This is a genomic window from Phenylobacterium sp. (assembly GCF_036563385.1).
In the GTDB taxonomy this organism is placed as follows: domain Bacteria; phylum Pseudomonadota; class Alphaproteobacteria; order Caulobacterales; family Caulobacteraceae; genus Phenylobacterium.
Genome location: NZ_DATCML010000004.1, coordinates 703,678 through 726,136, shown reverse-complemented (window position 1 = coordinate 726,136; position 22,459 = coordinate 703,678). Strand labels below are relative to the sequence as shown.

The following is a 22,459-nucleotide window of genomic DNA, read 5'->3' as shown; positions in this document are numbered from 1 at the left end:
GTGGTCGCGGTGTGATTGACGGCGAGGCGGCGGGGCCAGCATCATCGGGGATGGTCCGCTTCGTCGCGCCGTACGCCGTGGTTCTTGCGCTGGGCGCCTTCGCTCTCCAGTGGCTCGACTATCAGCGGCTTAGCCGGTCCATGGCGCTCGAGTTCTATGTGGCGCTGGTGGCGGCCGGATTCGCCGCCGGCGGGGTGTGGCTGGGCTGGCGCGTGGCGGCGCGGAGCCGCGGGCCGGGGTTCGCGCGCAACGAGGCGGCGCTGCGCGCGCTGCGCCTCACCCTGCAGGAAGTGCGGGTGCTGGAGAAGCTCGCCGCCGGCCAGTCCAACAAGGAGATCGGCCGCAGCCTCGGGCTGTCGCCGAACACGGTGAAGACCCACCTGGCCAACCTGTTCGCCAAGCTGCAGGTGAGCCGGCGCACGGAGGCCATCAGCCGCGCCCGCGACCTGGAGCTGATCCCGTGAGCTCCCCGCCCGAACGGCTGAGCGGGTCGAATTCACCCGTTCGGGTGATAGGCGCTGCGCCCTGACCCAGCGAGGCTAACCCCCTCGATCACCTATAGGAGGGCGCGGCATGGTCCGCATCGTCATCATCCACGGGCTCATCGCCGGCCTGATCATCGTCTCCGGCATCATCGCCACCGTCGTCGTGGGCGGCGACGAACCTCACGGCGACGTCTGGCTGGGCTACCTGATCATGCTGCTGGGCCTCTCGGCGGTGCTCCTAGGGGTGAAACAGTACCGCGACCAGCTGGGCGGCGGCGTGATCCGGTTCCTGCCGGCCTTGGGCGTCGGCCTGGCTATCGCCGCTGTCGCCTCCCTGGCCTATGTGGCGGTCTGGGAGGCTTACCTGGCGCTGACCGACTACGCGTTCATGGACCAGTACGTGGCGGCCACCCTGGAGGCGCGCCGCGCTGAAGGCGTCTCGGGCGAAGCCTACCGCAGGCTGGAGGCGGAGCTGCGGGAGATGGCCCGGCAGTACCAGTCGCCCTTGTTCCGGCTGCCGATGACCTTCGCCGAGATCTTCCCGGTCGGGCTGGTGGTCGCCGTCGTCAGCGCCGGGCTGCTGCGCAACAGCCGCTTCCTGCCGGCTCGGAGCCGGGCATGAGCGCGGCCTTCCAGGAGACCTACGCGAAGCTGCGCGAGCTGATGCTGCGGCACGCCAATGGGCTGGTGGTGGCGAAGGACGAGCCCGGCGACCTGGTCGTGCGGACGCTGGACATCGACCCGCGCACCGGCGAGCGGGGCTGGTTCGGGACTGTGAGCCTCAAGCGCAGCTATGTGGCCTATCACCTGATGCCGCTCTACGGCCGTCCGGAGATGCTGGACGGGCTTTCCGCGGGCCTATCCCGGCGCCGCCAGGGCAAGACCTGCTTCAACTTCACCCGTTCCGATGAGGCGCTGTTCGACGAGCTCTCGACCCTCACAGCGCGAGCGCGGGAGTTGCAAGGGTTAGGCTGATCCTGCGCACGGCCCCGCGACCCTCGAGAGAGGGGTCATAGGTCGAGGTGGAGGAACTGGTTGAAGTCGGAGGCGACGTACTCGCCGAACGGGCCGCCGTCGCTGAAGCCGCGCTTGCGGTAAAGGGCCAACGCGGGACCCAAGGCGGGGCCGCGGCCGGTCTCGAGGCTCAGCCGGGCGAGGCCCCGCGCCCGGGCCTCGTCTATGATCCGCTCCAGGATAGCGGCGGCCACACCCTTGCGCAGGTGGTCGGGGTGGGTGCGCATGGACTTCACCTCCCCCCTCCCGTCGCTGAGCGCCTTCAGGGCGCCGAGACCGGCGACCTCCGCATCCACCCAGGCGGTCCAGACGGTGACCTCCGGCCGCTGCAGGCCCGATAGATCGAGGGCGAAGACATGGCCCGCCGGCGAGTTGGCGTGCATGCCCGCCAGGTGCAGCGCCAGGAGCGCGCGCACGGGCGGGGCGCTGAGGTCGTCCTCGCGGATCTGCAGCATGAGCTTCCCCCTCTCTACGGGCGCCGTCATGCCGCCGCGCGTCACCGGCGGCAACGACCGAGCCATGCCCGCGCCGCCTCACGCCGATGACCGCCCAAGTTCGCGGCGCCCGTTTTCGGCGGCGCCTCGGAATGGATCGCGGACCCTCCGTCGTTTCCCCGACATGACCTACACGCTCGTGATCACCGGCCCGGACGGTCGGCAGCAGACGACGCTGACCGATTACCGCGACGACGACACCACCATCGCCGACGTGCGCCACCTGCTGTCGGCCCATCAGCCGAGCATCGCCATTGCGCGGGGCCACGGAGACCAGCTGCAGTTCCTCGGCGCCTGGGCCTGGCGCAGCGGGACGTGCGTGTGGACGCCCGACCAGGCCGGGGAGCCGCCTGCGGCGGCCGACGTCAGCCCCTGACGGTGGTGAAGCCCTGGTCCGACAGGGTGACGCCATCCACCAGCACACCTGTCGCGCCGGCGTTGCGGCGCGCGGCGGCGCCCAGAGTGCGGAGCGCGGCGGGATCGGCCTTGGACTGCTGGAGCGCCGCGTCCAGGAACATCGCCTGGACCAGCAGGCCTTCGGCGAAGGCCTGCTTCGCCGCGTCGTCCGCCGTGGCCAGGCCCGGCGTCGCGAGCAGGGCGCGCTCCACCTGCGCCTTGACGGCCTGGGCGGGCTTGGCGCCCGGGTCCTCCGTCCGCCCGTTGGCGGTCTGCCAGAGCGTGATCCACCAGATCGCATAGGCGTCCGCCACATTGTCGGCCCGCAGCCCGTATCGCCCGAGCTCGGCGTCGATCCGCGCCATCAGGTCCGGCCTGGCGAGGAGCGCCTCCGCCTGCTTCAGCGACGCCGCATCCTGCCCACGGCGTTCCGCCAGGAAGCGGGCGAAATTCGCCCGGCGGCGCTCGGGCGAGGGTGCGAAGCGCAGGTTCGCCGGACTGGCGGCAGGGCTGGGCGCCACGGGCCGGGCGGACGCGGCCGGCCTCTCGGTGCTTTCGCGCAGCGCTGTGCCCAGGATGTCCGTCTGCGTGTAGGAGGGGACGAGCACGCTCCAGCCCCACACGTCCTGCGCCCGGGCGCTTCCAGACGCGGCCGCCAGGAGGGTGAGGCTCAGGGCCAGGATGCGTTTCAAAGCGCGCTCCTCAGGAAGGATCGCCGCCCGCAGCCGCCCCTGCCGATCTTCAGACCACAGCGCCTCGCGCCCCGTCAACGGCGTCGGGCCACCCAAAGGAAAAGGCCCGCCTCGCAGCGGGCCTTCCGAGCCTCGGCTCTCCTGGAGACCGCCTAGCCGCGCAGCTTGCGCAGCAGGACATCCAGGTCGCGCGCGATGGCGGCGTCCTCGCCCTTCAGGGCCTCGATGCGCCGCACCGCGTGCAGCACGGTGGTGTGGTCGCGGCCGCCGAAGCGCCGGCCGATGTCGGGCAGCGACCGGGTGGTGATCTGCTTGGCCAGCCACATGGCGACCTGGCGCGGGCGCGCCACGGCGCGGGCCCGCCGCTCACTGATCAGGTCGGCCTGCTTCAGATTGTAGTGCTCGGCGACGGTCTTCTGGATCATGTCCACCGTGACCTTGCGCTCGTTGCAGGACAGGTGCGGGCGCAGGATCGACTGGGCCTCGTCCAGGGTCAGGCGCGCAACGTCCGCCCCCACCCGCGCGACCAGGGTGTTCAGGGCGCCTTCCAGCTCGCGCACGCTGTCGGTGAAGCGGTCCGCCAGGAACTGCAGCACCTCGGGTCGGGCGGAGGGCACGAACCGGCCCTGGGCCGCCAGGGTGGCGAGCTTGCGCTCGAGGATCCCCATGCGCAGAGCGCGGTCCGCCGGCTCGATGCCGCAGACCAGCCCGGCCTGCAGGTGCGAGCGAAGCCGCGGCTCCATCTCGCTGAGCTCGTTGGGCGAGCGGTCCGCCGTCATCACCACCCGGCGCCCGTCCTCCACCAGCGCGATCAGGGTGTGGAACAGCTCTTCCTGCGTCGTCGGCTTGCCGGCCACGAAGTGGACGTCGTCGATCAGCAGCAGGTCGGCGTTGCGCAGCTCGTCCTTGAACGCCTGCGTCTGGCGGTCCTGCAGCGCCTTGACGAAGGTCGTCGTGAACCGCTCGGCCGTCAGATAGACCACGCGCTTGCTCGGGTCGCTGCGCATGGCTTCCCAGGCGAGCGCGTTCAGCAGGTGGGTCTTCCCGAACCCATAGGGACCATGGAAGACCACAGGATTGAAGTGGCCGTCGGCCCAGGACGCCACGCGGCGAGCCACGGCGAAGGCGAATTCGTTGGCCGGGCCCGGCACGAAGTTCTCGAACGAGAAGCGCTCCTGAAGGCCCTGCAGCCGGCCCTGCCGGGCCGCGACGGGGGGCACCTCGGCCTCCACCTCGAACACGTCAGGCGCGACGGGGGCGTTCGCCGCCACCGGAGGGGCCGCTGGCGGGGGAGCGACGGCGCCGGCGGACTCCACCTCCATGCGCGACTTGAGGTCGAGGCGGCGGCCCAGCGGATCGTTCTGCGCCCACAGCTCGCCGATGCGGCGCCAAGCATGACGGCGGATCCAATCCCGCGCCACGCCCGTGGCGGCGACGAGATAGACCTCGTCCCCGGTCTCGCGGAGGGCGGCTTGGCCCAGCCACGAACCAAAGGTCGCTTCACCGAGTTCGCGCTTGAGAACCTGGCAGGTCTTCAACCAGACGGCACCGACCGGCGCTTCAGCCATAGCTCCCGCAGCCCCCCCGCTCATCATCCTCATTTACCCCGCCCTCTCGGCCCAGGCCCCACGCCTTGGCCGGCCCATTTCTTCAACACGCACAAGGTCTTACCCGGCGAACACATGTGCCCCGCCGGCGTCTCGTTGAAACCGAGATCAAGTGGAAGACGCCTGTAAGGAGATTGAGATTAGTCGGGGGCACCGGGGGGTCAACGCCGATTCTTCGCCCCCGAAAGCGATATTTTCGTTGACTCCCGGGGACCCGCTGAAGGGCCTAGGGAAACCCGTTTTTGACGGCCAAGCCGTGCGCAAATCTGCCGCAGGAGTCGCATACCCGACGAATAATTGGGCATGAAAAAGCAGCGCCCGAAACGAGCGCTGCTGGTCATATCCCGATCGGAAAGATGGGTCTGCTAAGGGCCTCTCGGCCCTCAGCGAAAGCGTCAGGCCGAGGCCGACAGCTTCTTCAGCTGGGCGGCCAGGCGCGAGACCTTCCGCGAGCCGGTGTTCTTGTGGACCACGCCCTTGGTGACGGCGCGCATCAGCTCGGACTGCGCCTGGACGAAGGCGTCCTTGGCGGCGGTCGCATCGCCCGAGGTCACGGCCTCTTCGAACTTGCGCAGGTAGGTGCGCACGCGCGAGCGGCGAGCCTTGTTGACTTCGGTGCGGCGGGCGATCTTGCGGACCGCCTTCTTGGCGCCGGGCGTGTTGGCCATTCTGAATGCTCTTCAATACGGATCGCACCCGGCCGGCAGCCGGGCGGGCAAATTGGAGGCGCGGATATACGCAAGCGGGCCTCCGCGGTCAATGCCGACGCGGAGGAATCTAGCCTCCGTCGAGGAAGGCGCGCCACGCGGGATGGGCGGCGACGAGGTCCGCCATCCGCTGGTAGCCGCCGGCGCCCGGGTGGGCGCCGTCCAGCATTTCCGCCTCGCGGTTCCACAGGCCGTCGGCGAACAGCGGCCGGAAGACGTCAATGAAGGGCGCCTGGATCCGGCCGCCGAGGGTCTTGAGGTGCTCGTTGAGCGTCTCTAGCCGGGCCGCCACTCCCGGGTCCGGCATGGGCGGCGGGCCCACCATCAGGATGGGCGCCAGCTGGCGAGCCTCGGTGAGCGCCTGCCGCGCCGCCAGCAGGGTCTCGGCGGTGGGGACCCGCGGGGCGCCGCCCTCCAGCTGGCAGTCGTTCGCCCCGAACGAGAACAGGATCCCGCTCTCGCCCGCCCGCAACCGTGGCGCGGCTTCCGCCCGCCAGCGCCGGGCCACCTCCACGCTCGTCTCGCCGCGGATTCCGAGGTTGTAGAGCGTCACCTCAGGCCGCGCCCGCACCGCGCGGCCGATCCAGCCCAGGTGGTCCGGATCCCCCTGGCCGAGGACGAAGCTGTCGCCGAACGCCAGCAGCCGCATGCGCTCAGCGCCCCGTGAAGTTCGGCTTCCGCTTCTCGACGAAGGCGGCCATGCCCTCCTTCTGGTCCTCGAAGGCGAACAGGGAGTGGAACAGCCGACGCTCGAGGGCCACGCCGGCCGTGAGCGTCGTTTCGTAGGCGGCGTCGACCAGTTCCTTCGCCATGGCCACCGCCAGCGGCGACTGCGACGCGATCTTGGCCGCGGCGGCCATGGCCTCCTCCACCAGCTTGTCGGCAGGGACCACCCGGCTGACCAGGCCGGCGCGTTCGGCCTCGGCGGCGTCCATCATGCGGGCCGTCAGGATCATGTCCATGGCCTTGGACTTGCCCACGAAGCGGGTCAGGCGCTGGGTGCCGCCGATGCCGGGCACGACGCCCAGGTTGATCTCCGGCTGACCGAACTTGGCCGTATCGGCGGCGATGATGAAGTCGCAGAGCATGGCGAGCTCGCAGCCGCCGCCCAGGGCGTAGCCGGCCACTGCGGCGACGATCGGCTTCCGGAACGTCTCGATCCGGCGCGTGGCGGCCGCGAAGAAGTTCTGGCTGAACATCTCCGCATAGGACTTGTCGCTCATCTCCTTGATGTCCGCGCCGGCCGCGAAGGCGCGCTCTGAGCCGGTGATCACCACGCAGCGGACAGCCTCGTCCGCCTCCGCGGCGTCGAGCGCGCGGGCCAGCTCGCCCAGCAGGACGGAGTTCAGCGCGTTCAGCGCCTCAGGCCGGTTCAGGCGGACGAGGCTCACGCCGTCCTTGGTCTCGACGATCAGGGTCTCGTAGCTCATCGCAGGTCTCCTCCGGTCCGGCTCCGCGCTTAAGGCCCCTTCACCGAATAGCCAAGCGCCCGCAGCCGCGCCGGCAGGCCCTCGGGACCAACCAGATGTCCGATCCCGACAACCACCACGGTGCGGCCTCGCCCCTTCAGGCGCTGGTCGAGGGCCGCGGCCCAGCGTGTGTTGCGCTCGACGACCAGGCGACGGAACAGGGTGGGAGCGGCGGCCTCGAGGGGGTCCAGCGCCAGCCGGTCGATGGCGGCCAAGTCGCCGGCGATCCAGGCTTGGACCAGCAGGGCGAACTCGTCGGGCGCCCCTTCCATGTCGCGCACCGTCTGGTTCAACGAGGCGACCTGCTCCGCCCGGGGAGCCTGGGCGAAGAAGCCGATCTGCTCGGCGGCCGTCTCGAAGGCGCGCCGCGCCGCCCGGCGCGGGGCGGCGGCCGAGAGGGTTTCCTCCACGCCGTGATCATCCGACGCGCCGGCGCGCCGGTAGACGGCGCCTGCCAGCGCCTGCTCGGCCAGCCACGGCTGAAAGGCCTCGAGCATGGCGGGGTCGACGCCGTAGTCGATCGCCACCTTCGCCATGCGCCGGGCGTCGTCGGGCGCCAGCAGCTTCGAAAGGCTCTGGCCTTGCGGCAGCAGGCCCGAACGCAGCGCGAGACGCGAACTCTCGTCCGCCACGGCGGGATCAACCGGCAGCTCGAACCAGACATCTTGGGCCCGCTTCACCGCGCGCATCAACGCCTTGGACCGCCAGTCCACGCCGGGCGGCAGGACGTGAATCGACCCGAACAGCACCATCTCGGAGTCGCCGTCTCGAACCACCCAGACCGGCGGCTTCGCCTCCACGCAGCCCGCCGCGACGCTCGTGGCGACGGCGAGCGCGAACCCGGCGAGCCGCCTCACCGCTGGCAGACCGGGCAGTAAAAGGTGGAGCGGCCGGCCTGAACCTGACGTTGAACCACGCCGGCGCAGCCTTCGTTGGGACAGGGGCGGCCCTCCCGGTCGTAAACCCGGAAGCGGTGCTGGAAGTAGCCGAGCGCGCCGTCGGTGCTGGCGAAGTCCTTCAGCGAGGATCCGCCCGCCTCGATGGCTTCGGCGAGCACCGCCTTCACCGCCGCCACCAGGGTCTCCAGCCGCGGCCGCGAGACGCGTCCGGCGGGCTTGAACGGCGAAATCCGGGAGCGGTGCAGCGCCTCGCAGACGTAGATGTTGCCCAGGCCGGCCACGATCCGCTGGTCGAGCAGCAGGGTCTTTGGCCCCTGCTTGCGCCCGGCGAAGGCGGCCTTCAGGTGGGCGGCGTCGAAGGCGTCCGACAGGGGCTCCGGGCCGAGCCCCGCAAACCAGGGATGGACGTCCAGCAGGGCGGTGTTGACCAGGCCCATGTAGCCGAAGCGTCGGGGATCGTAATAGGTGACGCGGTCTCCGCCCTCCGTCTCGAAGACGATGTGGGCGTGCTTGGGATCCGGGTCGACCGCGTAGTGGAACTCGCCGGGCCGCACCGCGCCCTCTGGCCGCGCGATCTCGAAGCGGCCGCTCATGCCCAGGTGCATAACCAGGGTGTCCTCGCGGTCGAGCGTGGCCATCAGGTACTTGGCCCGCCGGCGCAGGCTCACGATGGTCGCGCCGGTGAGCTGCTGGACGAAGTTCTCAGGGAGGGGGAAGCGCAGGTCGGGGCGTCGGGCCTCCACACGGGCGAGACGCTGGCCCTCGAGCACCGGCGCCAGCCCGCCGCGCACCGTCTCGACCTCGGGAAGTTCAGGCATGGCGCAGGCTTGGCACGGGCGGGATGGCGCGCCAAGGGCTTGGACGCTAAGAGGCAGGCCATGACCGGACCCTCCGCCACCTTCGGCTTCAAGGACGTCGACCCCAGCGCCAAGCCGGGCCTCGTCCGGGGCGTGTTCGACCGCGTGGCTCGCCGCTACGACCTGATGAACGACCTGATGAGCGGCGGCGTCCACCGGCTGTGGAAGGACGCGACCGCCGCCCGGCTCAATCCGCAGCCGGGCGAGGTCATCGTCGACTGCGCGGGCGGCACCGGCGACATGGCGCGGCGCTTCGCCCGCATGGCCCGGCGGGCCCAGGAGCGGCGCGGAGGCGCGGACGCGAAGGTCTTCGTCATCGACTACAACGCCGAGATGATCGCCGCGGGGCGCGAACGCGGTTTCGAGCCGGAGATCGCCTGGGCCGTGGGCGACGCCCAGCGGCTGCCGCTGCCGGACCGCTCAGCCGACGCCTATGTGATCTCCTTTGGCATCCGCAACGTGACCGACGTCTCGCAGGCGCTTCGCGAGGCGCGGCGGGTGCTGAAGCCCGGCGGGCGCTTCCTCTGCCTCGAGTTCTCACGGCCGGTGACCGAGGCCCTGCGGAAGGCCTACGACGCCTACTCCTTCAAGGTGATCCCCGGGATCGGCGAACTGGTGGCCAAGGATCGCGCCTCCTACCAGTACCTGGTGGAGAGCATCCGGCGCTTCCCCGACCAGAAGCGCTTCGCGGCCATGATCGGCGACGCCGGCTTCAGCCGCGTGGAGTACACCAACTTCACCGGCGGGGTGGCGGCCCTGCACACGGGCCGGGCGATCTAGCCGATGAGCGGACCCGCGGCCTTCGGGCGGCTGATCGGTGCGGCCTGGATGCTGGTGCGCAACGACGCCCTGCTGCCGCGCGAACTCGACCTGCTGTACGGCGGCAGCGTCCGCACCCTGTCGAGGGTGCTGCGGCTGTTCGCCGGCCGCGCGGCGCGGCAGGGCCGACCGGGCGAGCGGCTGGCGCGCTCGCTGGAGCGGCTGGGGCCCGTCGCGATCAAGCTGGGCCAGCTGCTCTCCACCCGCGCCGACATCTTTGGCCGGGAGTTCGCCGAGGACCTCTCGCGCCTCAAGGACCGGCTGCCGCCCTTCCCCACCGACCTCGCCCGGGCCGAAGTGGAGTATGCGCTCGGCCGGCCGATCGAGACCCTGTTCGCCAGCTTCGGGCACGCCGTGGCCGCCGCCTCGCTGGCCCAGGCCCACGAGGCGGTTCTGCTGGACGGCCGGCGCGTCGCGGTGAAGGTGCTGCGGCCCGGCATCGCCCGGCGGATCTACGAGGACGCCGAGGTGCTGGCGCTGGCGGCGCGGCTGGTGGACCGGTGGGTCCCGCCCGCGCGGCGCCTCGAGCCGCGGGGCTTCGCCGCGACGGTGATCCGGGCCACCGAGCTGGAGCTGGACCTGCGGCTGGAGGCCGCCGGCGCGGACGAGCTGGGCGAGGTGATGGCCAAGGATGGCTACATGCGCGCCCCGGCGGTGATCTGGGAGGGCGTGGGCAAGCGGGTTCTGACCCTGGAGTGGGCCCCGGGCTGGCCGCTGTCGGAGGCGGGCGCCCTGACCCAGCCGGACCTCGACCGCAAGCTCCTGGCCGACAACCTGATCCGGGCGTTCCTCGCCCAGGCCCTGGACCACGGGGTGTTCCACGCCGACCTCCACGAGGGCAATCTGTTCGCCGCCGCCCCCGGCCAGCTGACCGCGGTGGACTACGGGATCATCGGCCGGCTTGGGGCCCCGGAGCGGCGCTACCTGGCGCAGATCCTGTGGGGCTTCCTCCAGCGCGACTACGACCAGGTGGCCCGGGTGCACTTCGACGCCGGCTATGTGCCCGCCCACCACAGCGTCGCGGCCTTCGCCCAGGCGCTGCGGGCGGTGGGCGAGCCGATCTTCGGGCGGGCGGCGGCCGACGTGCCCATGAGCCGGGTGCTGACCCAGCTCTTCGAGATCACCGCCCTCTTCGAGATGCGGCTGCGGCCCGAGCTGGTCCTGCTGCAGAAGACCATGATGACCGTCGAGGGCGTCGCCCGGCGGATCGACCCCGACCACGACATCTGGGCCGCGGCCGAGCCGGTGGTCCGCCGCTTCATGGCCCGCGAGCTCTCCCCCGCCACCCGCGCGAAGCGGCTGATGGGGGAGGCGGAGCTGGCGGTGCGCAACCTGGCCCGGCTGGCCGAGAACCCGCCGGTCCCGAGCGCGGTGGCGGTGGTCGAGCAGCGCGGCGACGGCGGGCGGCTCCTGTGGTTCGCCCTGGGGGCGCTGGCCTCAGGCGCGGCCTTCCTCGGCGGCCTGGCGCTGCGCTAGGCCTCGTCGTCGGCGGCGCGGCGGTCGCGGCTGGCGGTGCGGCGGGCTTCGCGGGACTTCTGCTCCTCCCAGTAGGCCAGGCCCTCGTCGGGCTTGAACATCGTCCGCGGCGCGCCGTCCTTGTTGGCGACCGCGAAGACGTTGCCCTTGGGGTCGTAGATCAGGATGTCGCCGTTGGCCCGCTTCAGGGTCTGGGCGCCGGCCGGCGGGTGGTCCACGAAGGCGTGGGCCTTCTCCACGAACTGGTCGAGGGAGCGGGCCCCGAAGGCCTCGCCGTTGCGCTCGAAGGCGCGCCGGGCGTTCTCCTCGGCGGTGTAGCGGCGGCTGGCGGACCACATGGGCTTGCCGTCCACCAGCTTCGCCGACTGTTCACGGCGCGCGACTCCGCCATCTGTGCGCTCCGACGGCGCAACTGACCCGGCGTTTTGCGCCATCTGGGTCCCGGCGGCCTGGGGGTGGTCGGCCACGGCCGAGGGGCCGTTGTCGCACGCCGCCAGCAGGGCCAGCACCGCGGTCATCCCAAGCGCCGGCGTCAGCGCCCACTTCAACCCGGCCATTCTTCGTCCTCCTCGAAAGGCTCAGCTGGAACAAAGAAAGAACACAGGTCCGCGAGTTTGTCGAGTCCCCCGCCATGGCCTACATCGGAGCTTCCATTCACGGGGGCGTAGGAGCCTTGGACGGCAAGAGAATCCTGCTGATCGTCGGCGGCGGCATCGCGGCCTACAAGGCGCTGGAGCTGACCCGGCTGTTCCGCAAAGCGGGGGTGGCGGTGCGGCCCGTCCTCACCCAGGCCGGCGCCCAGTTCGTCACGCCGCTGTCGCTGTCGGCCCTGGCCGAGGACAAGGTCTATGGCGAGCTCTTCTCCCTGACCGACGAGGCGGAGATGGGCCACATCGAGCTCTCCCGCTCGGCCGACCTCGTGGTCGTCGCCCCCGCCACCGCCGACCTGATGGCCAAGGCGGCCCACGGCCTGGCCAACGACCTGGCCTCGACGACCCTGCTGGCCACCGACAAGCGGGTGCTGATGGCGCCGGCCATGAACGTGCGGATGTGGGAGCACCCGGCCACCAAGCGGAACCTGGCCCAGCTCCAGGCCGACGGGGTGCTGTTCGTCGGCCCCGACGAAGGCGCCATGGCCTGCGGCGAGTTCGGCTTCGGCCGCATGGCCGAGCCGGCGGCGATCTTCGAGGCCGCCATGCGGGCGCTGGACGGCGCGCCGCGCCCGCTGGCCGGCCGGCGGGCGATCGTCACCGCCGGCCCCACCGCCGAGCCCATCGATCCGGTGCGGCTGATCACCAACCGCTCGAGCGGCAAGCAGGGCTACGCCATCGCCAAGGCCCTGGCGGACCTGGGCTGCGACGTCACCCTGGTGAGCGGGCCCACCGCCCTGCCCGCCCCAGCCGGCGTGCGGCGGGTCGACGTGGAGACCGCCCGCGAGATGCTGGCCGCCTGCGAGCAGGCCCTGCCGGCCGACATCGCCGTCTGCGTGGCCGCGGTGGCCGACTGGCGGCCCGAGAGCCTGGGGACCCAGAAGATCAAGAAGGGCGAAGGCGGGCCGCCGCCGATCAGCCTGGTGGAGAACCCCGACATCCTGGCGACCCTGTCCAGGGCGGCCCGGCGGCCGCGGCTGGTGGTCGGCTTCGCCGCCGAGACCAACGACGTGGAGGCCCACGCCCGCGCCAAGCTGGCCCGCAAGGGCTGCGACTGGATCGTCGCCAACGACGTCAGCGTCGAAGGCACCATGGGCGGCGACGACAACGCCGTGGCCATCGTCAGCACCGGCGGAATCGAGCGATGGGAGCGCATGCCCAAGGGCGAGGTGGCCCAAAGGCTCGCCGCCCGCATCGCCGAGGACCTGACGTGACCCAGCCGCCCGTGATCCCCATCGTCCGCCTGCCGCACGGCGAGGGCCTGCCCCTGCCCGCCTACGAGAGCGACCAGGCGGCCGGGATGGACCTGCGGGCCGCCGTCCCCGACGAGGCGCCGGTGACCTTGCCGCCGGGCGCCCGCTACGCGGTGCCCACCGGGCTGGCCTTCGCCCTGCCTGCCGGGTTCGAGGGCCAGGTTCGGCCGCGCTCGGGGCTGGCGCTGAAGCAGGGGATCACCTGCCTGAACACGCCGGGCACCATCGACGCCGACTACCGGGGCGAGGTGAAGGTCATCCTGATCAACCTCGGCCAGGAGGAGGTCGTCATCCGCCGCGGCGACCGCGTCGCCCAGCTGGTGGTGGCCCCGGTCGTTCAGGCGACCTGGGCCGAGGTGGCGAGCCTGGACGACACCGCGCGCGGCGCCGGCGGCTTTGGCAGCACCGGCGCGCAGTAGGCCCGGCGCCCCGACAATCCGGCCTCATCCTTCGCGGAACCGTCCGCACGGCCTTTACTCAGCGCGGGCCATGCCGCAGAGAGCGCCCCGACTTTGTGTGTCGCTCTGACAAAGGCATCCTCCCCATGGACCTCTCCAAGATCCCCGTCGGCGAAAACCCGCCGTACGACGTCAACGCCGTCATCGAGATCCCGCAGGGCGGCGAGCCGGTGAAGTACGAGCTGGACAAGGAGTCCGGCGCGATCTTCGTCGACCGCTTCCTGCACACGGCCATGTACTACCCGGGCAACTACGGCTTCATCCCGCACACCCTGGCCGACGACGGCGACCCGATGGACGTGATCGTGGTGGGTCCGACGCCGGTGGTGCCGGGCGCCATCATCCGCTGCCGTCCCGTGGGCGCGCTGATCATGCGCGACGAGGCCGGCGGCGACGAGAAGATCCTCGCTGTGCCGGTGGACAAGCTGCACCCGTTCTACCTGGGCGTGGACAGCTGGCGGGCCCTGCCCACCATCCTGACCGAGCAGATCGCCCACTTCTTCCAGCACTACAAGGACCTGGAGAAGGGCAAGAGCGTCGAGATCGTCCGCTGGGCCGACGCCGCCGAGGCCGCCGAGCTGATCAAGGCCTCCATCGACGCCTACGCGGCCAAGCAGGGCTGAGAGAAACCCTCCCTCGCGACCTGCCTCCCCTGCGCAGCGGGGGAGGGGGACTGTCCGCCGAGGTCAGCGCCAGCTGACCGCAGAGCAAATGGTGGAGGGGGCGAACGGCCGGCAGTGCGTGGGGCTCGCCCCCTCCACCATCGGCTCTTCGGCCTGCGGCCTCGGCCGACGGTCCCCCTCCCCCGTTCGCTGCCGCTCACGTGGGAGGCAGGCTCCCGTGTGAGGTTCAGGCCCTCACGAAATCGAGGAACACCGGGGCGCAGTCGCCGAGGCGCTTTTCCTCGTAGCGGGTGGTGACGTGGTCGGCGGGGGGCGTGCGCCAGTCGTCGGCGCGGTCGGCCGTCCAGCGAAAGTCGGGGCTGGCGGTGAACCGCTCGAGGCTCCAGTCCACGTAGTCGGCCCAGTCGCTTGCGAAGCGCAGGGTTCCGCCGGGCTTCAGCACGCGAGCCAGCTCGGCCACCAGGTCGGCCTGCACCAGCCGGCGCTTGTGGTGCCGCGCCTTGGGCCAGGGGTCGGGAAACAGGATGAACACCCGCTCCAGGCCGCCATCGGGCAGATGGCCCACCAGCTCGCGGGCGTCGCCGTCCTTGAGGCGTACGTTGGTGAGCTGCTGTTCGTCCAGGTGACGGAGCGCGCTGGCCACCCCGTTCTGGAAGGGCTCGGCGCCCAGGATCAGCACGTCCGGCCGGCGCGCCGCCTGGGCGGCCATGTGCTCGCCGCCGCCGAAGCCGATCTCCAGCCAGACCTCGGCGGCCTCGGGCATCAGGGTCCGGGGCTCGAACGGCTCCGCGGGGACGCGGATCTGCGGCAGCAGGCTGTCCATGAGGGCCGCCTGCCGGGGCTTGATGACCCGGGACTTGATCCGGCCGAAGGAGCGGAGGGGCGGGTGGGGCATGCGTGACTCCTTGCCTCCCCCATTTATGGGGGAGGGGGACCGCGCGCCGAAGAGCGCGTGGTGGAGGGGGCGAGTGGCAGGCGCGGTGCAGGGGCTCGCCCCGCCCACCATCGGCTCTTCGGCCGATGGTCCCCCCTCCCCGTAAACGGGGAGGGCAACGGGATGACTAGGCCAGGCCCTTCAGCTGGTCGACGAGGTCGGTGCGTTCCCAGGAGAAGCCGCCCTCGTTGTCCGGCGTGCGGCCGAAGTGGCCGTAGGCCGCGGTGCGGGCGTAGATCGGCTTGTTGAGGCCCAGGTGCTCGCGGATCGCACGCGGGGTGGCGCCGCCGATCAGCTCGGGTAGGGCGAGCTCCAGCTTGGCCGGATCGATTTCCCCGGTCTCGTGCAGGTCCACGTAGAAGCTGAGCGGCTCGGCCACGCCGATGGCGTAGCTGATCTGGATGGTGCACCGGCGCGCCAGGCCCGCGGCCACCACGTTCTTGGCCAGGTAGCGGCAGGCGTAGGCCGCCGACCGGTCCACCTTGGTGGGATCCTTGCCGGAGAAGGCGCCGCCGCCGTGCGGGGCCGCGCCGCCGTAGGTGTCGACGATGATCTTGCGGCCGGTGAGGCCCGCGTCTCCGTCCGGCCCGCCGATCTCAAAGCGGCCGGTGGGGTTCACCAGGTACTTGGTTTTCTTGGTCAGCAGGCCTTCCGGGAAGACGCTGTCGATGTAGGGCTTGATGGCGTCCTGGATGCGCTTCGGCGTCGCCGACTGCAGCCCCAGGCGCTTCTTGTGCTGGGTGGAGACGACGATCTTCAGCACCTCGACCGGACGCCCGTTCTCGTAGCGCAGGGTCACCTGGCTCTTGGCGTCCGGCTCCAGCACCGGGCACTCGCCCGAATGGCGGACCTCGGCCAGGCGGCGCAGGATGTTGTGCGAAAACTGCAGGGTGGCCGGCATCAGCTCCGGCGTCTCGTCGCAGGCGTAGCCGAACATGATGCCCTGGTCGCCGGCGCCTTCCTCCTTCTTCTCGGAGGCGTCCACGCCCTGGGCGATGTGGGCCGACTGTTCGTGCAGGTGGCAGGCGAACTTCGCCTTCTGCCAGTGGAAGCCCTTCTGCTCGTAGCCAATGTCCTTCACCGCCTGGCGCACCTTGGGCTCGAGGCTGCGGACGATCTCCTTGGTCAGGGCCTTGTTCTCGACCTTGGAGCCGCCCGGACGCCCGGCGCGCACTTCGCCGGCCAGCACGATGCGGTTGGTGGTGACCAGGGTCTCGCAGGCGACGCGCGCCTCCGGCTCCACGCTCAGGAAGGCGTCGACGACGGTGTCGGAGATCCGGTCCGCGACCTTGTCCGGATGGCCTTCGGAGACGCTTTCGGACGTGAAGATGTAGTTGGAACGGCTCAAGGGCGGGCTCCGGATGGACTGAAGGCGCCGCCCCCCGGCAGGCGCCCGGCTCTGAAAGTCCGGAAGCCTATAAAGAAATCTTTATGTCCCGCCAAGCGCGCCGTCGCGGGCGCGGCGTCACGTCCCGGAGTCGTCGCCGCCCATGGCGCGGACGAGCTCCAGGATCTTGCGCCGCACGCGCGGCTCGCGGATGCGCGGGAAGGAGGAGGCGAGCTCGAGGCCCTCCGGGGTCAGCAGGAAGTCCTGCACCGTCTCCTTGGGGAGGTTGGAGGCCGCCGCACCGGCGCCGCCGAGCCCTTCGTAGAAGTAGGCGACGGACGTGTTCAGGGCCTTCGCCATCTCCCACAGCTTGGACGCGCTGACCCGGTTGGCCGCCCGCTCGTATTTCTGGACCTGCTGGAAGGTGAGGCCGATGGACTCCGCCAGCCGCTCCTGGCTGACCCCCAGCTCCTTGCGCCGGAGCCGGATGCGAAGGCCCACATGCCGGTCGATCGGATTGGGGCCGTCGCGGTCGAGATCAGCGAGCTTGTCCATCAAGGCTTCATACCCGGGTTGCTGACGGGGAACGCAGGGACCGCAACTCTACCGGGTTCGACGAACGCGATACGCCAAAGCCGGGAGCGCGGAAGCTAACAACAGCAGGCCGAAAGGCAAGTCTCCAACCCTTCCGTAGACGGTTGGTTTCAGGGCCGGGGGCAGGACCGCGTCGATCACGCCCAGCTGGCCGAGGCCGAGCCGGGCCTCCGGAAGCACCCGCCCATAGGCGTCGATCACCGCGGACACGCCGGTCGGCGTCGAGCGGACGATGGGCAGACCCTCCTCGATCGCCCGGTAGCTGGCGAGGTTAAGGTGCTGCAACGGGCCGCTGGTTTGCCCGAACCAGGCGTCGTTCGAGACATTGAGGATCCAGGCCGGCCGGATGCCCGTGCGCTTCACCGCCGCGCGGGTGAAGCCGGGGAACAGGGCCTCGTAGCAGATCAGCGGCTGGACGGCCGGGACGCCCCAGGGCGCGATGGCGGCGGGCGGGGGGCCGGCGGTGAAGTCCTCCGGCATGTGGACCAGGCTGCGCACCCCGATCTTCGTCGCCACCTTGCCGAACGGCAGGAACTCGCCGAACGGCACCAGCCGGTGCTTGTCGTAGACTCCGGTGACCCGCAGGCCCTCGGCCTCGCGGCGCATGGCCACCAGGCTGTTGAAGTAGCGGACGTCGCCGGAGGGGGCGAGCTCGACACGGTTGGCCCCCATCAGCAGGGTCTGGCCGTCCACGAGGGCGGCCACCAGGGCTGGGCCGTAGGGCGATCCCGGGCCCAGCAGGTCGTCGATGACGGCCGGCAGGGCCCCCTCCGGCCAGATCACCAGGCTCGGCGGCTTGCTGCTGGGGCGCTGGGAGAGGCCCACATAGGTCTGGAAGATCAGGCGCAGGTTCTCGGGCCGCCATTTCTCCTTCTGGTCGATCATCGCCTGGACGATGCGCAGGCTGGGCGCGTCGGGGGCGGGCCGCGCCGCGTGCGACAGCCGTCCCAGTCCGAAGGCGTAGAGGCTGGCCAGCGCGCCCACCCCGAGCGCCGCGGCCAGGGCCCGGTAGCGCCGGTCCACCGGGTCGAACAGGACCGCCGGCCCCGCGGCCAGCGCCAGGGTCACCCAGGTGAGGCCGTAGGAGCCCAGCACGGCGGCCGCCTGCGAGGGGGCCGAGCCGGCCGCCCAGGTCTCGCCCGGCAGGTTCCAGGGGAAGCCGGTGAAGATGTGCCCGCGGATCCACTCCAGGAGCCCGAAGGCGCCGGCGAACACCAGCACCCGGGCCATGTTGGAGACGCCGGCCAGCCGATAGAGCACGGCGGCCAGCCCCCAGAACAGGGCCAAGCCGCCGGCCAGCAGGACCAGGGCGAAGGGCGCCATCCAGCCGTGGGCGGCGACGTCCACCAAGAAGGCCTCGACCACCCACCAGACGCCGATCGCGAAGTAGCCGAGCCCGGCCAGCCAGCCGCGCAGGAAGGCCGAGCGCAGGGGCCGCTCGGACGGCCGGTCCAGCAGCGCCAGCAGCAGGGCGTAGCCCAGGAGACCCGGGAGCACGCCGAAGGGCGGATGGGCGAGGCCGGCGGCCAGGCCCGCGCAGAGCGCCCAAAGCCGCAGCGCCCAGGCGCCCCGGCCGATCACGGGGACTCCGTCTCGGGCGCCGTTGGCGCGGCGGCGCGGCGCACGCGCAGGCGCTTCACCCGGCGGGGATCGGCCGAGAGCACGTCGATGAGGAAGCCGCCGGGATGCTCGATCCGCTCGCCCCGTTGCGGCACCCGCCCGGTGAGGGTGTTCACCAGGCCGGCCACGGTGTCGATCTCCTCGTCCACCTCCTCGGGGGCCAGGTCCACGCCGTCGCCGATGGCCGCCTCCAGCTCCTCGAGGGGCGTGCGGGCGTCGACGACCCAGCCCTGCTCGTCATGGACGATGGGGGCGAAGCCTTCGTCGCCCTCCTCGTCGTGCTCGTCCTCGATCTCGCCGACCAGGGTCTCCAGCAGGTCCTCGAGGGTGACCAGGCCGTCGGTGCCGCCGAATTCGTCGATCACCAGGGCCATGTGGCTGTGCCGGGCGCGCATGAGGGTGAGCAGCTCGGCCGCGCGCATGGAGGCGGGCACGTAGAGCGCCGGGCGGACCAGGTTGTAGCGGCCCATGAGGATCTGGTCCTCGGGCTTGGGCTTGCGGGTCTTGCGAGCCAGCAGCTTGAAGACGTCCTTCACGTGGACGACGCCCGCCGGCTCGTCCAGCGTCTCCTTGTAGACCGGCATGCGGCTGTGCTCGGCCTCGACGAAGCGGGCGACGAGCTCTGCGAAGGTGCACTCGCGGTCGATGGCGATGATGTCGGCCCGCGGCTTCATCACGTCTTCGACCCGAAGATCCTGGAAGGCGCGGGCCTGGCTGACCAGCTCCCCGGTGGCCTCCGCGACCTGGGAGGGCGCCGCCTCGGCGGCCGGTTGCGGCTTGCGGAACAGATTGAGGAATCCGAACAGGCCGTGGGCGCCGGGCGCGGGACTACTCGGAGGGTCAGGGTCGGTCATGGTCTCCCTCGCCGGCCGCATAGGGATCGGGGATCCCCAATCCGGCCAGGACGACGCGCTCGAGGCCTTCCATGGCTTCGGCCTCTTCGTCGGTCATGTGGTCGTATCCTAGTAGGTGCAGGACGCCGTGCGCCACCAGATGCTGCAGGTGGTGCGACAGCGGCTTGCCCTGTTCGACAGCCTCGCGCGCGCAGACGCCATAGGCCAGGGCCACGTCGCCCAGGTGCTTCTCGGGGTTCGGCGGCGCCGGAAAGCTGAGCACGTTGGTGGCGCTGTCCTTGCGCCGGAAGCGGGCGTTCAGCTCGCGCACGGCCTCATCGTCGGTGAGCAGCAGGGTGACGTGTTCGCCGTCCGCGCCCTCGGACAGCAACACCGCCTCGGCCGCGCGCAGGGCCAGGGCCTCGACGTCGGCCTGCGCCGCCGTCCAGGCCGGATCCTCGACCTCGATATCGATCACCGGTCGTCGGCGCCCCGATCCCCGCGGCTGCGGGCGGCGTCGGCGTCGTAGGCGCGCACGATCCGCTCCACCAGCGGATGGCGCACCACGTCGGCCGTGGAGAAGCGCACCACCCCGATGCCCTTCACCCCGTCCAGCAGGCTGACCGCATGGGCCAGGCCGCTGTCGCGGGCGTTGACCAGGTCCACCTGGGAGGGGTCGCCAGTGACCACCATCCGGGCGCCTTCGCCCAGGCGGGTCAGCACCATCTTCATCTGCAGGCGGGTGGCGTTCTGCGCCTCGTCGACGATGACGTAGGCGTGGGACAGCGTGCGGCCGCGCAGGAAGGCGATGGGCGCAACCTCGATCTCGCCCTTCTCGCGGCGGCGGCGCAGCTGCTCGGCGCCGAGGATGTCGGTCAGGGCCTCCCAGACCGGCGCCATGTAGGGGTCGACCTTCTCGTTCATGTCGCCGGGCAGGAAGCCCAGGCGCTCGCCGGCCTCGACGGCCGGGCGCGAGACGATCAGCCGGTCCACCTCGCCGCGCAGCAGCAGGCCCGCGCCGTGCGCCACGGCCAGGAAGGTCTTGCCCGTGCCGGCGGGGCCCAGGCCGAAGACCAGTTCGCAGCTGCCCAGGGCCTGCAGGTACTCGGCCTGGGTCGCGGTCTTGGGCGCCACCTGGCCGCGTCGGCCCACGGGCAGCGAGCCCGGGGCGCCGCCGGCGCCGGTGCGCGCCTGGCCGATGGCCACGCGGACGTCGGCCTCCGAGATCTCCAGGCCCTGGTCGGCGCGCGCGGCGATCGCCTGCACCGCCTTCTTGGCCTGGGCGCGGCCCTTGGCGTCGCCGGACAGCTGGACCCCGCCGCCGGGGGTCTCGACCAGCACCCCGAAGGCGTCCTCGATCAGGGCCGCGTGGCGTGAGTTGGCGCCCGCCACCGCCCGGGAGGCGATGTCGGACAGGGTGATGAATTCAGGCGCGCGGCTCAAACGGGCTCCAGTTCCCCAGACGTCAGGACGCCGGCCAGGCTGTTGCGGCTGGCGTCCCCGATCTTCACCGTAACGATCTGGCCGAGCAGACGATCCGGCGCGCTCACGTGCACGCCCTGGAGATAGGGGCTGCGGCCGATCAGCTGGCCGGGATGGCGGCCGGGCTTCTCGAACAGCACCGGCAGCTCGCGGCCGCACTGGGCGGCGTTGAAGGCCCGCTGCTGGGCGTCCAGCAGGGCCTGCAGGCGGGCCAGCCGCTCGTCCTTCACCTCTTCCGCGACCTGGCCGGGCATGGCCGAGGCCGGCGTGCCCGGCCGGCGGGAGTACTTGAACGAGAAGGCGCTGGCGTAGCCCACCTCGCGGACCAGCTGCAGGGTGGCCTCGAAGTCGGCGTCGCGCTCGCCGGGGAAGCCGACGATGAAGTCGCCGCTGATGGCGATGTCGGGGCGGGCCTGGCGGATCCTCTCGATCAGCCGCAGGTAGCTTTCGGCGGTGTGGGCCCGGTTCATGGCCTTCAGCACCTTGTCCGAGCCCGCCTGCACCGGCAGGTGCAGGTAGGGCATCAGCTCCGGCACCTCGCCGTGGGCGGCGATCAGGGCCTCGTCCATGTCGCGCGGGTGGCTGGTGGTGTAGCGGATGCGGTCAAGGCCGGGGATCTTCGCCAGCCGCCGCACCAGGCCCGCCAGCCCGCCCGCCAGCTCGCCCTTGGGATCGGCGTAGGCGTTGACGTTCTGGCCCAGCAGGGTGACCTCGCGCACGCCCTTTTCGGCGAGCGCCCGGGCCTCGGCCTCGATGGCCTCGGCGGGGCGGCTCCACTCGCCGCCGCGGGTGTAGGGCACCACGCAGAAGGTGCAGAACTTGTCGCAGCCCTCCTGGACGGTGAGGAAGGCGGTGACGCCGGACGGCCGGCGCTCCGTGGACAGGCGGTCGAACTTCTCGTCGGGGGCGAAGTCGGCGGCCAGCCGCTCGCCGCGGGCGCGGTGGGCGCGGGCGATCAGCTCGGGCAGCTGGTGGTAGGCCTGCGGCCCGACCACCAGGTCCACCGCCGGCTGCCGGCGCATGATCTCCTCGCCCTCGGCCTGGGCGACGCAGCCGGCCACGGCGATGGTCATCTGGCCCCCGGCGCTGGCCTTCTCCTGCTTCAGGCGCTTGATCTGGCCGAGCTCGGAATAGACCTTCTCGGTGGCCTTCTCGCGGATGTGGCAGGTGTTCAGCACCACCAGATCGGCGCCCTCGGGCTGGTCGGTGACGCCATAGCCCAGCGGCGCCAGCACGTCGGCCATGCGCTCGCTGTCGTAGACGTTCATCTGACAGCCGTAGGTCTTGATGTAGAGGCGCTTGAGCGGCGCGGTCCCGGTCATGCGGGGGTTATGGTGCTCGCGACGGCGCGGTGCAAGCGCGGCCCGGCTACTCCTCGATCGGCATGCCGTAGAGTTCGAGGCGGTGGGCGACGAGCTTGTAGCCGAGCTTGCGGGCGATGGCCTCCTGCAGGGCCTCGATCTCCGGGTCCATGAACTCCACCACCTTGCCGGTCTTCATGTCGATCAGGTGGTCGTGGTGCTCGTCCTGGTGCTCCTCGTAGCGGGAGCGGCCGTCGCGGAAGTCGTGGCGCTGGATGATGCCGGCTTCCTCGAACAGGCGGACGGTGCGGTAGACGGTGGCGATGGAGATGTGCGGGTCGATGGCGTGGGCCCGCCGGTGCAGCTCCTCCACGTCGGGGTGGTCATGCGCCTGGGACAGCACGCGCGCGATGATCCGGCGCTGCTCGGTCATGCGCATGCCCTTGTCGATGCACAGCTTCTCGATGCG

General features: G+C 71.4%; 27 protein-coding genes. 9 read left to right on the top strand and 18 right to left on the bottom strand.

The genetic code is table 11. The features are described 5' to 3' along the window. The first annotated feature begins 50 nt into the window (after positions 1-50). The 3 genes from VIL67_RS04495 to VIL67_RS04485 all read left to right on the top strand — a co-directional run bounded on the left by VIL67_RS04495 (position 51) and on the right by VIL67_RS04485 (position 1,460). A complete protein-coding gene (locus tag VIL67_RS04495; RefSeq protein WP_332047642.1) occupies positions 51-464 on the top strand; it encodes a response regulator transcription factor in 414 nt (137 codons plus the stop codon). A 109-nt stretch (positions 465-573) separates the two neighbouring features. Beyond that, positions 574-1,107: a DUF4199 domain-containing protein gene (locus tag VIL67_RS04490; protein WP_332047641.1), complete on the top strand. Its 534-nt coding sequence runs from the start codon at positions 574-576 to the stop codon at positions 1,105-1,107. After that, the gene (locus VIL67_RS04485) at positions 1,104-1,460 is read left to right on the top strand and encodes a hypothetical protein (protein WP_332047640.1); all 357 of its coding nucleotides are present in this window, start codon (positions 1,104-1,106) and stop codon (positions 1,458-1,460) included. The genes VIL67_RS04490 and VIL67_RS04485 overlap by 4 nt, the downstream gene beginning before the upstream one ends. 35 nt (positions 1,461-1,495) lie before the next feature. On the opposite strand, the gene VIL67_RS04480 is transcribed toward VIL67_RS04485, so the two are convergent. After that, positions 1,496-1,954, bottom strand: a complete 459-nt coding sequence (locus tag VIL67_RS04480; protein WP_332047639.1) for a GNAT family N-acetyltransferase — start codon at positions 1,952-1,954, stop codon at positions 1,496-1,498. A 163-nt stretch (positions 1,955-2,117) separates the two neighbouring features. On the opposite strand from VIL67_RS04480, the gene VIL67_RS04475 reads away from it, so the two are divergent. Continuing rightward, a complete protein-coding gene (locus VIL67_RS04475) occupies positions 2,118-2,369 on the top strand; it encodes a hypothetical protein (RefSeq protein ID WP_332047638.1) in 252 nt (83 codons plus the stop codon). Here the strand turns inward: VIL67_RS04475 and VIL67_RS04470 are convergent. The 7 genes from VIL67_RS04470 to mutM all read right to left on the bottom strand — a co-directional run bounded on the left by VIL67_RS04470 (position 2,359) and on the right by mutM (position 8,581). After that, positions 2,359-3,081, bottom strand: coding sequence for a DUF6683 family protein (locus VIL67_RS04470; protein ID WP_332047637.1), 723 nt, complete (start codon positions 3,079-3,081; stop codon positions 2,359-2,361). The two genes, VIL67_RS04475 and VIL67_RS04470, sit on opposite strands and share 11 nt — an antisense overlap. 152 nt (positions 3,082-3,233) lie before the next feature. After that, positions 3,234-4,682, bottom strand: a complete 1,449-nt coding sequence (gene dnaA / locus VIL67_RS04465) for a chromosomal replication initiator protein DnaA (protein WP_332047636.1) — start codon at positions 4,680-4,682, stop codon at positions 3,234-3,236. A 401-nt stretch (positions 4,683-5,083) separates the two neighbouring features. Continuing rightward, positions 5,084-5,356: a 30S ribosomal protein S20 gene (rpsT, locus tag VIL67_RS04460; RefSeq protein ID WP_332047635.1), complete on the bottom strand. Its 273-nt coding sequence runs from the start codon at positions 5,354-5,356 to the stop codon at positions 5,084-5,086. A 109-nt stretch (positions 5,357-5,465) separates the two neighbouring features. Beyond that, on the bottom strand, positions 5,466-6,044 hold the full coding sequence (locus VIL67_RS04455) for a GDSL-type esterase/lipase family protein (protein WP_332047634.1): 579 nt from the start codon (positions 6,042-6,044) through the stop codon (positions 5,466-5,468). Between the two features lie 4 nt (positions 6,045-6,048). Further along, complete coding sequence (locus VIL67_RS04450) at positions 6,049-6,825, bottom strand: enoyl-CoA hydratase (RefSeq protein ID WP_332047633.1); 777 nt, start codon at positions 6,823-6,825, stop codon at positions 6,049-6,051. A gap of 29 nt (positions 6,826-6,854) precedes the next feature. Beyond that, positions 6,855-7,721, bottom strand: a complete 867-nt coding sequence (locus tag VIL67_RS04445) for a TraB/GumN family protein (protein ID WP_332047632.1) — start codon at positions 7,719-7,721, stop codon at positions 6,855-6,857. After that, the gene (gene mutM / locus VIL67_RS04440) at positions 7,718-8,581 is read right to left on the bottom strand and encodes a bifunctional DNA-formamidopyrimidine glycosylase/DNA-(apurinic or apyrimidinic site) lyase (RefSeq protein WP_332047631.1); all 864 of its coding nucleotides are present in this window, start codon (positions 8,579-8,581) and stop codon (positions 7,718-7,720) included. The genes VIL67_RS04445 and mutM overlap by 4 nt, the downstream gene beginning before the upstream one ends. 60 nt (positions 8,582-8,641) lie before the next feature. Here mutM and VIL67_RS04435 point away from each other — a divergent pair, with 60 nt between their 5' ends. Beyond that, positions 8,642-9,400 carry a class I SAM-dependent methyltransferase gene (locus VIL67_RS04435; protein ID WP_332047630.1) on the top strand — a complete coding sequence of 253 codons (759 nt, stop codon included), beginning with the start codon at positions 8,642-8,644 and terminating at the stop codon, positions 9,398-9,400. A gap of 3 nt (positions 9,401-9,403) precedes the next feature. After that, a complete protein-coding gene (gene ubiB, locus VIL67_RS04430; RefSeq protein ID WP_332047629.1) occupies positions 9,404-10,915 on the top strand; it encodes a 2-polyprenylphenol 6-hydroxylase in 1,512 nt (503 codons plus the stop codon). Here the strand turns inward: ubiB and VIL67_RS04425 are convergent. Continuing rightward, on the bottom strand, positions 10,912-11,472 hold the full coding sequence (locus tag VIL67_RS04425) for a hypothetical protein (protein ID WP_332047628.1): 561 nt from the start codon (positions 11,470-11,472) through the stop codon (positions 10,912-10,914). The genes ubiB and VIL67_RS04425 overlap by 4 nt on opposite strands. A gap of 74 nt (positions 11,473-11,546) precedes the next feature. Between VIL67_RS04425 and coaBC the strand changes: the two genes are divergently transcribed. The 3 genes from coaBC (at position 11,547) to ppa (ending at position 13,899) form a co-directional block, all read left to right on the top strand. Then, a complete protein-coding gene (gene coaBC / locus VIL67_RS04420; RefSeq protein WP_414696184.1) occupies positions 11,547-12,779 on the top strand; it encodes a bifunctional phosphopantothenoylcysteine decarboxylase/phosphopantothenate--cysteine ligase CoaBC in 1,233 nt (410 codons plus the stop codon). Further along, on the top strand, positions 12,776-13,237 hold the full coding sequence (dut, locus tag VIL67_RS04415; protein ID WP_332047626.1) for a dUTP diphosphatase: 462 nt from the start codon (positions 12,776-12,778) through the stop codon (positions 13,235-13,237). The genes coaBC and dut overlap by 4 nt, the downstream gene beginning before the upstream one ends. A 125-nt stretch (positions 13,238-13,362) precedes the next feature. Further along, positions 13,363-13,899 carry an inorganic diphosphatase gene (gene ppa, locus VIL67_RS04410; RefSeq protein ID WP_332047625.1) on the top strand — a complete coding sequence of 179 codons (537 nt, stop codon included), beginning with the start codon at positions 13,363-13,365 and terminating at the stop codon, positions 13,897-13,899. Positions 13,900-14,125: 226 nt separating this feature from the next. Here ppa and trmB read toward each other — a convergent pair whose 3' ends face one another. The 9 genes from trmB to VIL67_RS04365 form a co-directional block, all read right to left on the bottom strand. After that, positions 14,126-14,794, bottom strand: a complete 669-nt coding sequence (trmB, locus tag VIL67_RS04405) for a tRNA (guanosine(46)-N7)-methyltransferase TrmB (protein WP_332047624.1) — start codon at positions 14,792-14,794, stop codon at positions 14,126-14,128. Between the two features lie 166 nt (positions 14,795-14,960). Then, positions 14,961-16,181: a methionine adenosyltransferase gene (gene metK, locus VIL67_RS04400; protein WP_332047623.1), complete on the bottom strand. Its 1,221-nt coding sequence runs from the start codon at positions 16,179-16,181 to the stop codon at positions 14,961-14,963. 117 nt (positions 16,182-16,298) lie between these two features. Then, positions 16,299-16,715 (bottom strand): helix-turn-helix domain-containing protein, encoded by a 417-nt coding sequence (locus tag VIL67_RS04395; RefSeq protein WP_332047622.1) that lies wholly within the window; start codon positions 16,713-16,715, stop codon positions 16,299-16,301. Between the two features lie 48 nt (positions 16,716-16,763). Next, the gene (lnt, locus tag VIL67_RS04390) at positions 16,764-18,335 is read right to left on the bottom strand and encodes an apolipoprotein N-acyltransferase (RefSeq protein WP_332047621.1); all 1,572 of its coding nucleotides are present in this window, start codon (positions 18,333-18,335) and stop codon (positions 16,764-16,766) included. Next, on the bottom strand, positions 18,332-19,228 hold the full coding sequence (locus tag VIL67_RS04385; protein ID WP_332047620.1) for a CBS domain-containing protein: 897 nt from the start codon (positions 19,226-19,228) through the stop codon (positions 18,332-18,334). The genes lnt and VIL67_RS04385 overlap by 4 nt, the downstream gene beginning before the upstream one ends. After that, positions 19,215-19,685, bottom strand: a complete 471-nt coding sequence (gene ybeY / locus VIL67_RS04380; RefSeq protein WP_332047619.1) for an rRNA maturation RNase YbeY — start codon at positions 19,683-19,685, stop codon at positions 19,215-19,217. The genes VIL67_RS04385 and ybeY overlap by 14 nt, the downstream gene beginning before the upstream one ends. Beyond that, complete coding sequence (locus VIL67_RS04375) at positions 19,682-20,650, bottom strand: PhoH family protein (RefSeq protein ID WP_332047618.1); 969 nt, start codon at positions 20,648-20,650, stop codon at positions 19,682-19,684. Before VIL67_RS04375 ends, ybeY begins: the two co-directional genes overlap by 4 nt. Continuing rightward, positions 20,647-22,011 carry a tRNA (N6-isopentenyl adenosine(37)-C2)-methylthiotransferase MiaB gene (miaB, locus tag VIL67_RS04370; protein WP_332047617.1) on the bottom strand — a complete coding sequence of 455 codons (1,365 nt, stop codon included), beginning with the start codon at positions 22,009-22,011 and terminating at the stop codon, positions 20,647-20,649. Before miaB ends, VIL67_RS04375 begins: the two co-directional genes overlap by 4 nt. A 46-nt stretch (positions 22,012-22,057) precedes the next feature. Then, entirely contained in the window at positions 22,058-22,429 is a 372-nt protein-coding gene (locus VIL67_RS04365; RefSeq protein WP_332047987.1) for a Fur family transcriptional regulator, read from the bottom strand. Positions 22,430-22,459 lie beyond the last annotated feature (30 nt).